This is a genomic window from Enterococcus sp. DIV0876 (genome assembly GCF_050529585.1).
GTDB lineage: Bacteria > Bacillota > Bacilli > Lactobacillales > Enterococcaceae > Enterococcus_D.
The window spans coordinates 2637661-2651490 of the sequence record NZ_CP172882.1; the positions used below are offsets into that span (position 1 = coordinate 2637661).

Below are 13830 nucleotides of genomic sequence, written 5' to 3' on the forward strand. Positions count from 1 at the left end.
AAAAAAACGCTACGTCACGCTCTTTTTTAACCAAAGAAGAGCGGTGACTAGCGTTTTTTTGTTATGCTTGACGGTTATCTAATGATGCACCAACGAATGCTTTGATCAAACGTTGTGGACGGGTTGGACGTGAAATCAATTCTGGGTGGAATTGACATCCCACAAAGAATTTATTCTCTGGGATCTCAACGATTTCAACCAAACGATTGTCTGGTGAGACACCAGAAAAGACCATACCTTGTGCTTCAAAAATTTCACGGTATTGATTATTGAACTCATAGCGGTGACGATGGCGTTCTTGTACCACTTCTTCATCGTTATAAGCAGCAGCAGTTTTGGTGCCTTTTTTGATTTTACATGGATACAATCCTAGACGTAATGTGCCACCCATGTTTTCAATGTTTTCTTGATCAGCCATCAAATCGATAATGTTATTCGGTGTTTCAGGATCCGTTTCAGCAGAGTTGGCATTTTCTAGACCAACGACATTACGGGCGAATTCAACACACGCCATTTGCATCCCTAAACAAATACCTAAGAATGGCACATCATTTTCACGGGCATAACGGATGGCTTCGATTTTTCCTTCGATTCCGCGATCGCCAAAGCCGCCTGGAACCAAAATGCCGTCCGCATCAGCCAAGTACTCAGCCACGTTCTCATGTGTGATATCTTGGGCTTTGATCCAATCTAATTCAATATCTGCATCAAAAGCAAATCCAGAATGTTTCAATGCTTCAACGACAGATAAATAAGCATCAGGCAACTCGACATATTTCCCAACAAGTGCAATACGAACTTTTTTCTTCAAGTTTAATACTTTTTCTTCCAATGCTTGCCATTCTGTCATGTCTGCAGCTGGTGCCGTCAATTTCAAATGGTCACAGACGATTTGATCCATTCCTTGGGCTTGTAAAGCTAACGGGATCGAATACAATGTTTCAACATCGCGAGATTCGATCACAGCTTCCGGTGCCACATCACAGAATTGCGCCAATTTATTTTTGGTTGATTGCGCAACTGGTTGTTCTGTACGGACAACTAGGATATTTGGTTGGATCCCTAAACCACGCAATTCTTTGACACTATGTTGCGTTGGTTTGGTTTTCATTTCCCCTGCTGCTTTTAGATAAGGAATCAAAGTCGTATGGATATACATGACATTATCCGAACCTACATCAGCTTTCATTTGACGCAATGCTTCTAAGAAAGGCAATGATTCGATATCGCCCACAGTACCGCCAACTTCCGTGATGATGACATCAGAGTCGGTCATTTTGGCAGCCCGCATGATTTTTTCTTTGATTTCGTTGGTGATATGTGGAATGACTTGGACAGTCGCCCCTAGATATTCCCCTTTACGCTCTTTCCGCAAAACTTCTGAATAGATTTTTCCAGTTGTTACGTTCGAGTATTTGTTCAAGTTGATATCAATGAACCGTTCGTAGTGACCAAGGTCCAAGTCTGTTTCTGCGCCGTCATCTGTTACAAATACTTCCCCATGTTGATATGGACTCATTGTTCCTGGATCAACATTGATATAAGGATCGAACTTTTGGATCGTTACTTTCAATCCGCGATTTTTTAGCAAACGGCCTAATGACGCTGCTACGATACCTTTACCAATTGAAGAAACCACGCCGCCGGTTACAAAAATATATTTTGTCATAAACTGAAAAACTCCTTTAATCTATTTTACAGGAAAAGCACTTAGAAAATAGTAAAAGCTCCCTATCCATCGAATGAATAGGGAGCGAAAATTCTAAATCACTTTCTGACTCTTGTAAAGAGTGCCCAAACAGAATGATACAATCTCACCTAACAAATGTCAAGAAAACTTTATCGGATTTTTTCAGAAAACCGTATGGATTTCATTTAAAATAACATACACTACTAATGATGCGCTGTTTTGGTACGCTGTTTGGCTGTTGGTTCGATCATTGTTGTTTGCTTCCACTTGAGACAATTTAGATTTCCTTACATACTCTTCACGAATTCGCCACAACTATTCTAAAGAAGATCACTTTTCTCTCCTACTTTATTGCATTCTGCCTGTCATAATTGGTCTTGTAGATGAAGTCTGGCGCTTTACTCATTTTGCTAAAAATGATCATAAGATTGCTTCTGGGTATTTTTGGCAAAGGTTGAGGTGCAGGTTCGATTCCTGCCTTCTACGCTAATCCTCACGTTGAACAAGATACACATTTTGTATCTTGTTTTTTTGTGTCTTATTTGTTGCAGGTTCTTCCTCCAGCTTCAATTCTTTGATTGTCATGACTTCTCTGATCTGAGAAAATAGCCTTAAGAACTATCTCATATTATTATATTATTTTTTTGTTCACTTTTCGTGCCGGTCATTTGTTGTATAGATGAGGAGGAGAATATCAGCATGCAGATAGACAGTTATCAACACTATCTTTTTACATTGACCAAAGACCTGGTTCACTATCTGCAATCGATTGGTGCGAATGTCCAAGATGCTGAAGACATCGCACAAGAAGCCCTTGTCAAAATACTCGAGATCGATACAGTCTTAGCCGCTGATGAACTTCGTCCCTGGTTGTTTCGCGTAGGGATCAATCATTACTTCAATCTGTATAATCAGACGAAGCGCCGTAATCGGATCGTTAAGCAATATCTCCAACCAACAAAAGAAGCGACCTGGCAAGAAACAGATGATGCCCTCTATGACGCCTTGCTGCAACTGCCCTTGCCCACAGCTACTCTTTTAGCTATGAAATATATTGAAGGACGCAGCATCAAAGAAATCAGTTTTTTACTGAATCGCCCTGAAGACAGTATCAAGACGTCTCTTTATCGCGGACGAAAACAACTAAAAAAAATGCTGGAGGAGGCAGAGAAATGACGATTGAAGACAAACAATTGGAAGCTATCGTAAAAAAAGCCCGACGCAAGAACAATCGAAAACATATTTTCACTATTTTACTGATGTTGGTTCTCTTCGTGGGTGCGCCACTTACCTTGTATCTGCGTTACTATAATTACGGTCCTTTTCAAGGAAACAAAGTCGCTGGTGTGCCAGATAATCATTTGGTTCAATCCGAAAACGATACTGGACTTGGTAGTTTATTATTTGATTATGGCTCCCATCTTACCTTCAATACGAAGGCGACCTCATTGACAGTGTACATTGACACTTACCATTTTGGAGAGAGAGTCGGTCACGATTTGGCAGCATCTATGGAATACACGAAAGACAACGAAATGAATGGCTACTTTAATTTTGGCATTCCCAAAGGTGAAGGCAAGTTATATGCAGAACTATTTTCTAATGGCGCTATGTCAAGTACAATCACCGATTTGACCCAATATGATTATCCGACAACAGACGAAGAATCCCCACTACCCTTTGGCGGTGTACTCAGCATCGAAAATAACCAAGTAGAGATCCAAAAGAAGAAAGAAATCCCTTTACTTTATTTGGCTAGTGGCGACGATTTGAAAATCTATGCTGACTTGAAACATAATATGGCGCAAGAAAATCTCAAGACATTGGAACGTGTTTTCTATATCTATATGATCGTTGCCTAAAAAAAGGTATCTGCAGAAAAATGAATCTGCAGATACCTTTTGACTTTTCACCGATAGATTAGTTCCGACGATTATTATTCCCAAACAAGATAATCAAACGCAAGAGCTGCAACAAAGTTGCAACTGCCGCAGCAACATACGTCAAAGCAGCTGCAAAAAGAACCCTTCGTGCTTGCGGTACTTCTTCTTCAGTCAATAAACCGCCGTCTGCCAAAATCCGAAGCGCACGTTTCGAGGCATCAAATTCAACTGGCAGTGTCACCAATTGAAAAATAAACGCCAATGAGAATGCAATCAATCCCAAATTGACAAGAAACGAGCCCCGCAACAAGACGCCAATCAAAATCAAGGGAATCGAGATCGATGTCCCAATATTGGCGATCGGTACGATTGCGTGGCGCAAGCGCAATGGGAAATAACCTTTCGCATCTTGAACCGCATGCCCGCATTCATGGGCCGCTACACCAATTGCCGCGACTGATGTCGATTGTGCTGTAGCTTGCGATAAACTCAATGTTTTGTTCCCGGAATTATAATTATCCGTCAAATCGCCAGCGATTGCCTGGACACCAACATTATGGATGCCTTGACTCTCCAAAATGTATTGTGCGGCTTTCGTTCCAGTGATATTATTGCGACTTTTGACTTTGTCAAATTTGTTAAAGGTACTTTTGACATACGCTGAAGCGGCCATCGAAATAACCATACCGATGATCACTAAAATAAATGTAGGGTCATAGAACCAACCAAAACCATATCCACCCATACCATACATAAGTGTATTCCTCCTTTAAATCTTTGACCTTATTTTACCATTAAAGTCGTGAAAAAATGATGAAGATGAAACGAAAATTTTGTATTTAACCTTTTTTTACAAATTCAGATTTTAGTTTCATCGCACCAAAACCGTCGATTTTGCAATCAATATTGTGATCGCCTTCTACTAGTTTGATGTTCTTTACTTTGGTTCCTTGCTTGATTGCACCAGAGGCGCCTTTCACTTTCAAATCTTTGATGACTGTCACCGTATCACCATCAGCTAACAGATTGCCATTGGCATCTTTGTATACAGGTGCTTCTTCTACTTGTTCTTCCCATTCATGGCCGCATTCTGGGCAGACATATAACCCGCGGTCTTCATAGGTATAGCTTGATTGGCAAATGGGACAATGAGGCATTTGTGTCATGTTGTTGCTCCTTTGTTCAATAATGATGGTTGTCAAACAACTCCACTTCAGCATACCCAAAATCTGCAACCGGCGCAACTACAAATCTAAAGACACATTATGATAAAAAAACATCCACTCCAACCAATCACATCAAAGTGGCTGGCTAGAGTGGATGTTGCGACGCTATAGCTGATTCAGCTAGGTCTTATATGTGCTAGTCGACGAACGACTCACTTACTTCGAAAAATGATTGGCACAAGCATCGCCGATCCACTGGATGATTTGCACAATGATGATCAATAAGATGATCACAAAAATCAAAATGGCTGTTTCATAACGATAATATCCATATTGAATGGCCAAATCGCCAATCCCACCAGCACCGATCGTGCCGACCATAGCTGAATAACCTAAAAGACTGATCAAGGTCAAGACAAAACCGCGGATCAGCGCGGGCAAACTTTCTGGCAAAATCACTTCGCGGATAATCAATCCGGTAGAAGCCCCAGAAGCAATACTTGCTTCTAAAACGCCGTAGTCGATTTCGGCGAAAGCTGATTCCGCAATCCGGGCATAAAAAGGAATTGCTGCAATCGATAAAGCAATCGCACCGCCAGTCGGTGTATAAGGGTCACCAATCAACAACGCGGATACCGGAATCAATGTAATCAAGAGAATCAAGAAGGGCAATGAACGAATCGCATTCACTACAAAGTCTGCTATATGATGCAGCAGACTATTTTTGTAAAACAGTCTGCTGCTGACCAAGAAAAGCAGTAAGCCAATCAGCAAGCCAAAAATGACGCCAATGATGGCTGAAGTACCAACCATGAAACATGTTTCCCAGAGTGCTTTAGGCAGATTGGTTTTCAAAATCTCGATCGTTTCAGTCATTTAGGGCACCTACCTTTCTAAGAGAGAAGACATTTGCGGCGATATATTCTCGTGCTTTGCGGACTTCTTCTTCAGGTCCAGTGAGATAAACATACAAAATCCCGATAACATCTTGTTGAATGTATTCGATTTTGCCATGGATGATATTTACCGCCACATCATAGGCCTTAGCCACCGTTGAAATCAACGGCTCTAACGTATACGTGCCTTGATATCTTAATTCTAATAAATCACCTTGTGTAAACAAGGCAAGAATTTCATCCGGCACTGTCAGATCTAAATAACGACCCACAAGTTTCTTGGTAATCGCTTGTTGCGGTTGGCTGAACAACCCATAAGTTGTTTGTTCTTCTACGATATGCCCATTCTCCATCACTGCTACGCGATCAAAGAACTTGCGGGCAACATCCAATTCATGGGTAATAAAAACAATCGTAATCCCCGTCTGCTCTTTGATCCGCGTCAATAATTGCAAGATTTCTTCGGTTGTTTCCACATCCAGCGCACTGGTAGCCTCATCGCAAAGCAAGATTTCCGGCTCATTGGCAATCGCACGGGCAATCCCGATCCGCTGCTTCTCGCCACCAGATAAATTGTTGGGATACTCATGGCATTTATCCGTTAGATCAACCATTGCCAATAGCTCTTGGATTCGGGCTTCCCGTTTTTCTTTCGGGTAATTGCCAGCTTTTAGCGCAAAGGCTAGATTGTCCTTGATCGTCCGATTGTTGATCAAATTAAAGTGCTGAAAAATCATCCCGATTTTTTGGCGTAATGTGCGCAATGCTTGGCCGCGGATTTTGGTGATATCTTGTCCATCGATCAAAATCTGTCCGCTTGAAGGTGCTTGTAACAAATTCAATGTTCGAACAAGGGTACTTTTCCCCGCACCGCTCAACCCAACAATACCAAATATTTCACCTGCCTGAACGGAAAAATCAACGTGGTCTACGGCTTTTTTTATTTGTTTCTTCTGAGTGAATGTCACAGATACTTGTTTTACTTCTATTTTTGCCATAATTGATCCTTCTTACTCAGTCCAAAAGTCTGGTTGGCTAAAGTCTTTGAATGCTGAATCAGCAATCGCATCTTTGAATCCTTGACTCTCCAACACTTCAGTGACCGCTTGTGCAAAATCGCTATCCTTATCTTCCGTTCGGACAACAAAAACATTCTTATAGTCTTCTTTCAATGACTCCAGTGCCAAAGCATCCGCTGGATCTAATGAAGCGGCCCAGGCAAAATTCCCCGGCACCAATGCCACATCAACTGTGTCCAGTGAGCGGGCCAATTGGGCAGCATCCAACTCTTTAAAGGTCAATTGCTTAGGATTGTCTTTGATATCTGCCACGGTTGCTTTTGTTTCATCGATTTCATCAGCAATCGTAATCAAGTCATTGGCAGCCAATAATTGTAATGTCCGGGCCAAGTTTGACGCATCATTTGCGATTGACACCGTAGCACCATCCGCTAAGTCATCCAATTGCGTTTGTTTATTTGAATAGATGCCCATTCCTAATGTCGGTACTTTTTGCAACGCGGTCAAATCTAACTCATTGTCTGCTGAAAATTTGTCTAAATATGCTGTATGTTGAAATAGATTGGCATCGATTTGTCCGTTAGCTAACGCATTATTGGGTTGGATATAATCATTGAAGACTTTGGTCGTTAATGTATACCCTTTATCTGCCAATAAAGGTGAAATCACATCAGTCACCATATCACCATATGGTCCCGGTGCGACACCAACCACTTTTTCTTCTAACGCTGCAGTACTGCTTGATGTTCCTGTTTCACTAGAGCTGCTGCTATTGCCACAAGCTGCCAAAGTGAACAAGACGGCGGTTGCCGCCAAACCAACTGATAATTTTTTTAACCCTTTCATTCTTTATTCCCCCTTTTTTAAATAAAAAAAGTCCTCTCTCTAAAATATAGAGAAAGGACGAAACAACCAAGTTCGTGGTACCACCTTTATTCGTTGACCTAAATCAACCTTATCAGTTCACTGATTTGCTGTAACGGGCATCCCGTTGCACGCTTGCAAGTAGGATGCATGCTCACGTACAAACGCTCAAAGACCATCTTCAATCACCTGCTTGCGCTCGTTCTCACCATTTCGAGCTCTCTGAAGCAAGCACAACTGATTTACTTTTCTTATCATCGCGTGTCGTTTAATTGTGCTTAACTATACGATACGGGGATTTGATTGTCAATCTTTTTTTCATGAAAATCTCATCTGTTTACAAGATATTTCACTAAGTTTATAGATGCAAATTCTCATCTAAAATCAAGCCTTCTGACACCATGATGGCATCGCCAATCAATTCAAGATTTTCGTGGTCAACGGCTACTGTTAATGTGCCGCCTAGGACATGCAGCTGGACTTGCGCTGCTGCTTTCCCTTGATGTCGTGCCACCGCAAAGGCAGTCGCTCCAGAACCTGTGCCGCAAGCAAACGTGAAGTCTTCCACCCCGCGTTCAAAGGTTCTGACCACCAACCCTCCCATTGGCGCTTCATCGTAGAAGTTGACATTGGCGCCTTTAGGAAAAGCGTCCCAATGGCGGATCGCTTTTGCTATGTCTGTCAATTCACTTAATGCCACATCGGCTAGTCCGGGATAATGAACCACTGCATGCGGGATACCCGGATCACCTAATTCAACATAATCAATGGTTGTGACTCTCGGATCAGGGAACGCTTGGTCAAAGCGCGTCACAGTTGGCGAGTTTAATGTCACTTTGTACTCTTTCTGATCTAAACGCCAAGCAGGAACATTCCCTGCAACAGTTTCAATGGTCATTGCTTCACCCGCAATTTGCTTTTCATACGCATAGCGTGCAATACAACGGGCACCATTGCCGCACATTTCTGCCTCCGTGCCATCAGCATTATAAAAACGCATGCGAAAATCGGCGTGACCTTCTGGATAATCCACAGCCATAACTGCGTCCGCACCAATCGAGAATTTACGCTGACAGGTTTGGATCGCGAATGCCGATAGCTGTTCATGGGTCAGTTTTAATTGACGATTATCGATCACAATAAAATCATTGGCTGCCCCTTGCATTTTGGTATAAGGAATCTTCATACAATCACCTGCTTTCTTTTTTATCTCGTCAATAAAATCAAATGGTCATTTTTTTAAAAACGAAGGAATCACTTCATTTTGGATCATTTGCTGATAGGTTTGGCGTTTTACCGCCAATTCCGCTTGTCCATCTTCCACAAACACAACAGCAGGAATCTGCAAATTGTTATAATTGCTAGCCATTGAATACCCATAAGCGCCCGTCGCAAATGTCGCAAAAATATCGCCAGTTGCAACTGGCGGCAGCGCCAAGTCTTTCACTAAAATATCCGTACTCTCACACGCTTTACCAGAGATCGTGATTGTCTCCGTCGCTGCTTCATTGGCACGATTGGCCAAAATCCCTGTATAGGTGGCCTGATATAAACCCGGACGAATATTGTCCGTCATGCCGCCATCTATGCTGGCATATGTTCGAATGCCCGGCAGCGTTTTGATACTGCCGATCGTGTGCAAACTGATCCCTGCCTCAGCCACGATACTGCGCCCAGGTTCAATAACGATCGTTGGCCGTTCCTGCCCATATTGTTGATAGAAATCATCGATTTTTTGCATCACTGGATCAAGGAAGAAATGATAGGGTTGCCGGATATCTTTATCCGTATAGCGGACACCAAAACCACCACCGACATTCAGTTCTTTGATCCAATAAGAAAAGCGTTCATGGATTTGTTTGACTAAGTTCAACGCTGCATCTGTGGCCCCTAAGTGAGATTGGTTATCTGAGAGTTGACTGCCCACATGAAAATGCAAGCCATAAAAATCTAGTTCTGGTGCTTCGATCACTTCTGCTACTAATGGAAACAAAATCTCTTCATCCAAGGGAATACCAAATTTCGAGTCTTTTTGCCCGGTAGAAATAAACTGATGGGTCTGGACCGACACTTCTGGTGTGATTCGCAACATAATCTTGGCCACTTGCTTTTTCTCTTGGCAGATTGCCCGAATCAGACCTATTTCTTGGATACCGTCCACAATGATACGGCCGACGCCATAGTCGATTGCTGCAGTCAATTCTTCGATCGATTTGTTATTACCATTGAATTCGATATGTTCTGCTGGAAAATCTGCTTGGATGGCAGTATATAATTCCCCACCACTGACCACATCCAATGACAGGCCTTCGTCAGCAATAATCTGCAACATGGCAGTTGTACAAAATGCTTTGGCTGCATAAGCTGCCCGCGTATGTTTATATCGATGCAAAAATTCATCATGGATTTTACGGCATTCTGCCCGAATCTCAGAAACGGAATAGACATACAACGGGGTCCCAAATGTTTGGACAAGCGACACCGTATCGACACCATCGATGTATAAATGGTTTTCTTTGATTTCTTTCGTCATTCTGCAACTCCTTTTGTTTCATTCAGCGCCGGGATCAATCGAATGTAACATTCAATCCCTTGCAAGAGATTTTTTTCATCAAAATTCATTTTATTGCTGTGTAATGGATAGGTATATCCTTTGTCTTCATTCCTGATACCGACAAAGAAAAAGACACCAGGGATTTCTTTTTGATACATAGAAAAGTCTTCAGCCAACATATACGGCGGCGTTTCAAGATAACTATCCCCCGCGACCTCAGCCAAAACATCCACCATCTGCGGATCATTATCGACCACACGATAGAGATGTTCAAAGTCTACTTCTGCCCGACAGCCGTACCCTTTTGCAATTTCTTCTGCCAATAAAGTGATCCGCTGCGTCATTGTTTCATAAACGTCATCCTCAAATGCCCGCATCGTGCCATTTAGCACAACTTTTCCTGGAATGATATTTTCAGCATCTCCGCCATGGATTTTACCGAAAGTGATCACACCAGAAGACAACGGACTGATGTTACGGGCAATTACTGAATGCAACCCTTGAATCACTGCCGCTGCTGCCAAAATCGCATCACTGCCCTGTTGCGGCTGGGCCCCGTGCGCGCTAGTCCCATGGATCGTGATATTGATTTCACCATTGCGGGCCATCATTGGGCCTTTACGACAAGCAATCACCCCTTCTGGGAAATCGGGGAAGACATGTAACCCGACGATTTTTTCGACACCAAAATCTCGCAGTACCCCTGCATCGATCAACAATTGTGCACCGCCTGGTCCTTCTTCTGCTGGTTGAAAAATCAGGACGATCGTACCTTGGATCGCTTCTGGGTGCGTCGCTAAGTATTTGGCAAATCCTAACATCGTCGCCATATGTCCATCATGGCCGCATGCGTGCATCCGGCCTTCATAGCGCGAGGCAAAATCAATGCCCGTTTCTTCTTGGATCGGCAATCCATCGATATCGGTCCGAAAAGCCAATGTTTTACCAGGTATGTCACTGCGAAAGACAACGATCAGGCCTGTTTCTAACACAGGATAGATCTCATTGATCCCAAAGGATTGCAATTGACGCAGCAAGTATTCTTTTGTCTTGAATTCGGTCAATCCTAGTTCAGGGATTTGATGTAATGCACGGCGAAAGTGAATCACATCTTCAGTTAAATCTTTGACAGCTTGAGAGACTTGCATCTAAAAACACCTTTCTTTCATTCGCTTAAAAATATTCGTAAAAGTGACTGGATATCCAGTTTTTCATGGTTTTTCATTGATATTGGTTAATATTATAGTATATAATTCGAATAATCTATAGATAAATTGTCTAAATTTTTCGATTTTTATTCAAATTTTTCTGATACACTTATCTTATAGAAAAAATAAATTGGTTGAAAGGATGTGTCGTATTTTGACAATATTCAAAGGTTCTGGCGTTGCATTGATCACCCCTATGCTTCAAGATGGTTCGGTGGATTTCGATAAGTTGAAGGAGTTGGCGGAATGGCATGTGCAGCAAGGAACTGACGCAATTATTGCTTGTGGTACAACCGGTGAAGCTTCCACACTAGATGATCAAGAGCATATTGCTGTGATCGAAGCTGTTGTAAAGCAAGTTGCTGGCAGAATTCCCGTTATCGGTGGTACTGGTTCTAATAATACACAACATGGGATCCACCTTTCGCAAGAAGCACAACGTGTCGGTGCCGACGCATTATTGGTTGTAACACCTTATTATAATAAAGCAACAAAGACAAGTTTAGTGGCGCATTATGAAGCCGTTTGCCAAAGTGTTGATTTACCTGTAATCCTCTATTCAGTAGCTTCTCGCACAGGGCTAAATTTAACGCCCGATGCAGTTGCTGAGTTGAAAAAGATTCCGAATATCAAAGGCATTAAAGAAGCCAGTGGAGATATTTCGCAAATTGCTGAAATCGCACGCTTGGCCGACGATGATTTTGCCATCTACTCTGGTAATGATGATCAAGTAACGCCGATTCTTGCGCTTGGCGGTGCCGGTGTCATTTCAACGATTGCGAATATTGCACCAAAGCAAACAGCAACAATGGCGGCTGATTTCTTCAAGGGTGACATTCAAGCAGCTATCCAAGAACAGTTAAAACAACTACCATTGATCGATACGATTTTCAGCGAAGTCAATCCTGTGCCAATCAAAGCAGCTGTATCTTTGCTTGGAAAATGCGACTTGCATTACCGCCTGCCTCTTGGCATGCCGGAAGACGCAACATTGGTACATTTAGAAGAAGAAATGACAGCATATGGTTTGCTTTAAGGAGGCAGCATGGTGAAACAAGTTTTATTAAGCGGTGCAAATGGACGCATGGGCCAAGTGCTGCAAAAGCTGATTGCTCAACATCCAGATCTTGAAATAGCGGCTGGTTTAGACCGGCACGAAGACCTAAGCGGCACTTTTCCGATTTACGATTCAGCTGCCAAGATCAAAGAAGCCATTGATGTGGTGATCGATTTTTCTCATTACAGCAATGTCCCTGATTTATTGAATTATTGCGTAGCCCAGCAATTGCCGATCGTTGTCGCGACAACAGGGTTAACTGAAGAAACGCAAATGATGCTGCCCGTAGCTGCTCAAGTGATTCCCGTATTTTATTCAGCAAATATGTCATTGGGCATCAATGTACTGATCAAAGCATTGCAATCGATCACCCCGGCATTAGAAGCTGATTTTGATATTGAAATCATCGAAAAACATCACAACCAAAAGTTAGACGCACCAAGCGGTACGGCCTTATTATTGGCAGACAGTATCAATGACAGCTGTGAAACCAAGAAAGAGTATCTGTATGGCCGTTCTGGCAGTGATCTCGTCAACGACCGAGGACAGTTAGGGATTCATGCTGTTCGCGGCGGCACGATTCCTGGTGAACACACCGTGATCTATGCTGGTGCAGACGAAATCATTGAATTGAAACATACGGCCCTTTCTCGCGATATCTTTGCGAGCGGCGCCTTAAAAGCTGCCATCTTTTTGGCTGAGCAAGAACTAGGGCTTTATTCTATGCAAAATCTACTTGATAAGTAAAGGTGGTATCTTATGTCAGAATTACAATTTTCAGATCCGTATCAATTAGCAAAATATATCAAAGACGCCAATAAACAAACCCCCGTCAAAGTGTATATCAATGGGGATCTCTCAGAAGTTACAGCAGACGGACTGCAATTATTCGGTAGTGGCTCCTTCTATTTTGTCGTCGGCGATAGCCAAAAAGTCGCAGCTTTTCTCACTGAGCATCAAGAGAAAATCACCGATCAATATTTAGAGAACGATCGCCGCAACTCAGCAATTCCATTATTGGACCTGACCACCGTCGATGCTCGGATCGAACCCGGTGCCTTTATTCGTGATCAAGCAATTATCGAAAAAAATGCCGTCATCATGATGGGGGCGGTCATCAATATCGGTGCAGTTGTTGGGGAAGAAACGATGATCGATATGGGTGCTATTCTAGGTGCTCGTGCAACAGTCGGCAAGAAAGCCCACATTGGTGCTGGTGCTGTCTTAGCTGGTGTCCTTGAACCACCTTCAGCAAGCCCGGTGGTTGTAGAAGACCATGTATTGATTGGTGCAAATGCAGTTGTTTTAGAAGGTGTTCGTGTTGGGGAAGGTGCAGTTGTTGCCGCTGGCTCCGTAGTTACGGAAGATGTGCCTGCAGGTGCAGTTGTTGCCGGCTCTCCCGCGAAAGTCATCAAGATGAAAGATGACAAAACCAAAAGTAAAACAGCCTTCTTAGACGATTTACGGGGATGATTCTTCGTTCCTAGCAAAAA

General features: G+C 42.8%; 14 protein-coding genes and 1 other annotated feature. Of the genes, 5 read left to right on the plus strand and 9 right to left on the minus strand.

The genetic code is table 11. The features are described 5' to 3' along the window. Window positions 1-61 precede the first annotated feature (61 nt). Window positions 62-1669, minus strand: a complete 1608-nt coding sequence (locus IGI41_RS12515) for a CTP synthase (RefSeq protein ID WP_430610103.1) — start codon at window positions 1667-1669, stop codon at window positions 62-64. 720 nt (window positions 1670-2389) lie between these two features. On the opposite strand from IGI41_RS12515, the gene IGI41_RS12520 reads away from it, so the two are divergent. Both IGI41_RS12520 and IGI41_RS12525 read left to right on the plus strand, forming a co-directional pair. Beyond that, a complete protein-coding gene (locus tag IGI41_RS12520; RefSeq protein WP_430610104.1) occupies window positions 2390-2866 on the plus strand; it encodes an RNA polymerase sigma factor in 477 nt (158 codons plus the stop codon). After that, window positions 2863-3552 (plus strand): hypothetical protein, encoded by a 690-nt coding sequence (locus IGI41_RS12525; RefSeq protein ID WP_430610105.1) that lies wholly within the window; start codon window positions 2863-2865, stop codon window positions 3550-3552. The genes IGI41_RS12520 and IGI41_RS12525 overlap by 4 nt, the downstream gene beginning before the upstream one ends. A gap of 58 nt (window positions 3553-3610) precedes the next feature. On the opposite strand, the gene IGI41_RS12530 is transcribed toward IGI41_RS12525, so the two are convergent. The 8 genes from IGI41_RS12530 to IGI41_RS12565 all read right to left on the minus strand — a co-directional run bounded on the left by IGI41_RS12530 (window position 3611) and on the right by IGI41_RS12565 (window position 11220). Beyond that, the gene (locus IGI41_RS12530; RefSeq protein WP_430610106.1) at window positions 3611-4327 is read right to left on the minus strand and encodes a zinc metallopeptidase; all 717 of its coding nucleotides are present in this window, start codon (window positions 4325-4327) and stop codon (window positions 3611-3613) included. 85 nt (window positions 4328-4412) lie between these two features. Beyond that, a complete protein-coding gene (locus tag IGI41_RS12535; RefSeq protein ID WP_430610107.1) occupies window positions 4413-4739 on the minus strand; it encodes a zinc ribbon domain-containing protein YjdM in 327 nt (108 codons plus the stop codon). A gap of 216 nt (window positions 4740-4955) precedes the next feature. Further along, entirely contained in the window at window positions 4956-5615 is a 660-nt protein-coding gene (locus tag IGI41_RS12540; protein ID WP_430610108.1) for a methionine ABC transporter permease, read from the minus strand. Next, a complete protein-coding gene (locus IGI41_RS12545; protein WP_430610109.1) occupies window positions 5608-6633 on the minus strand; it encodes a methionine ABC transporter ATP-binding protein in 1026 nt (341 codons plus the stop codon). Before IGI41_RS12545 ends, IGI41_RS12540 begins: the two co-directional genes overlap by 8 nt. Before the next feature lie 12 nt (window positions 6634-6645). Then, window positions 6646-7500 (minus strand): MetQ/NlpA family ABC transporter substrate-binding protein, encoded by an 855-nt coding sequence (locus tag IGI41_RS12550; RefSeq protein ID WP_430610110.1) that lies wholly within the window; start codon window positions 7498-7500, stop codon window positions 6646-6648. Window positions 7501-7550: 50 nt separating this feature from the next. Beyond that, window positions 7551-7785 (minus strand) — a binding site (T-box leader). A 91-nt stretch (window positions 7786-7876) separates the two neighbouring features. Continuing rightward, a complete protein-coding gene (gene dapF, locus IGI41_RS12555; protein WP_430610111.1) occupies window positions 7877-8704 on the minus strand; it encodes a diaminopimelate epimerase in 828 nt (275 codons plus the stop codon). A 45-nt stretch (window positions 8705-8749) separates the two neighbouring features. Beyond that, on the minus strand, window positions 8750-10051 hold the full coding sequence (lysA, locus tag IGI41_RS12560; protein WP_430610112.1) for a diaminopimelate decarboxylase: 1302 nt from the start codon (window positions 10049-10051) through the stop codon (window positions 8750-8752). Beyond that, on the minus strand, window positions 10048-11220 hold the full coding sequence (locus IGI41_RS12565; RefSeq protein ID WP_430610113.1) for a M20 metallopeptidase family protein: 1173 nt from the start codon (window positions 11218-11220) through the stop codon (window positions 10048-10050). Before IGI41_RS12565 ends, lysA begins: the two co-directional genes overlap by 4 nt. 214 nt (window positions 11221-11434) lie before the next feature. Here IGI41_RS12565 and dapA point away from each other — a divergent pair, with 214 nt between their 5' ends. From dapA to dapD, 3 genes are read left to right on the plus strand one after another with little or no spacing between them, the layout of a single operon-like run. Further along, complete coding sequence (gene dapA / locus IGI41_RS12570) at window positions 11435-12316, plus strand: 4-hydroxy-tetrahydrodipicolinate synthase (protein ID WP_430610114.1); 882 nt, start codon at window positions 11435-11437, stop codon at window positions 12314-12316. A gap of 12 nt (window positions 12317-12328) precedes the next feature. After that, entirely contained in the window at window positions 12329-13084 is a 756-nt protein-coding gene (dapB, locus tag IGI41_RS12575) for a 4-hydroxy-tetrahydrodipicolinate reductase (RefSeq protein WP_430610115.1), read from the plus strand. A gap of 12 nt (window positions 13085-13096) precedes the next feature. After that, on the plus strand, window positions 13097-13810 hold the full coding sequence (gene dapD / locus IGI41_RS12580) for a 2,3,4,5-tetrahydropyridine-2,6-dicarboxylate N-acetyltransferase (RefSeq protein WP_430610116.1): 714 nt from the start codon (window positions 13097-13099) through the stop codon (window positions 13808-13810). The last annotated feature ends 20 nt before the right edge of the window (window positions 13811-13830 follow it).

Coding starts and splice junctions, on each gene's coding strand:
- IGI41_RS12515 (WP_430610103.1), bottom strand. CDS start 1,669: ATGACAAAATATATTTTTGTAACCGGCGGCGTGGTTTCTTCAATTGGT.
- IGI41_RS12520 (WP_430610104.1), top strand. CDS start 2,390: ATGCAGATAGACAGTTATCAACACTATCTTTTTACATTGACCAAAGAC.
- IGI41_RS12525 (WP_430610105.1), top strand. CDS start 2,863: ATGACGATTGAAGACAAACAATTGGAAGCTATCGTAAAAAAAGCCCGA.
- IGI41_RS12530 (WP_430610106.1), bottom strand. CDS start 4,327: ATGTATGGTATGGGTGGATATGGTTTTGGTTGGTTCTATGACCCTACA.
- IGI41_RS12535 (WP_430610107.1), bottom strand. CDS start 4,739: ATGACACAAATGCCTCATTGTCCCATTTGCCAATCAAGCTATACCTAT.
- IGI41_RS12540 (WP_430610108.1), bottom strand. CDS start 5,615: ATGACTGAAACGATCGAGATTTTGAAAACCAATCTGCCTAAAGCACTC.
- IGI41_RS12545 (WP_430610109.1), bottom strand. CDS start 6,633: ATGGCAAAAATAGAAGTAAAACAAGTATCTGTGACATTCACTCAGAAG.
- IGI41_RS12550 (WP_430610110.1), bottom strand. CDS start 7,500: ATGAAAGGGTTAAAAAAATTATCAGTTGGTTTGGCGGCAACCGCCGTC.
- dapF (WP_430610111.1), bottom strand. CDS start 8,704: ATGAAGATTCCTTATACCAAAATGCAAGGGGCAGCCAATGATTTTATT.
- lysA (WP_430610112.1), bottom strand. CDS start 10,051: ATGACGAAAGAAATCAAAGAAAACCATTTATACATCGATGGTGTCGAT.
- IGI41_RS12565 (WP_430610113.1), bottom strand. CDS start 11,220: ATGCAAGTCTCTCAAGCTGTCAAAGATTTAACTGAAGATGTGATTCAC.
- dapD (WP_430610116.1), top strand. CDS start 13,097: ATGTCAGAATTACAATTTTCAGATCCGTATCAATTAGCAAAATATATC.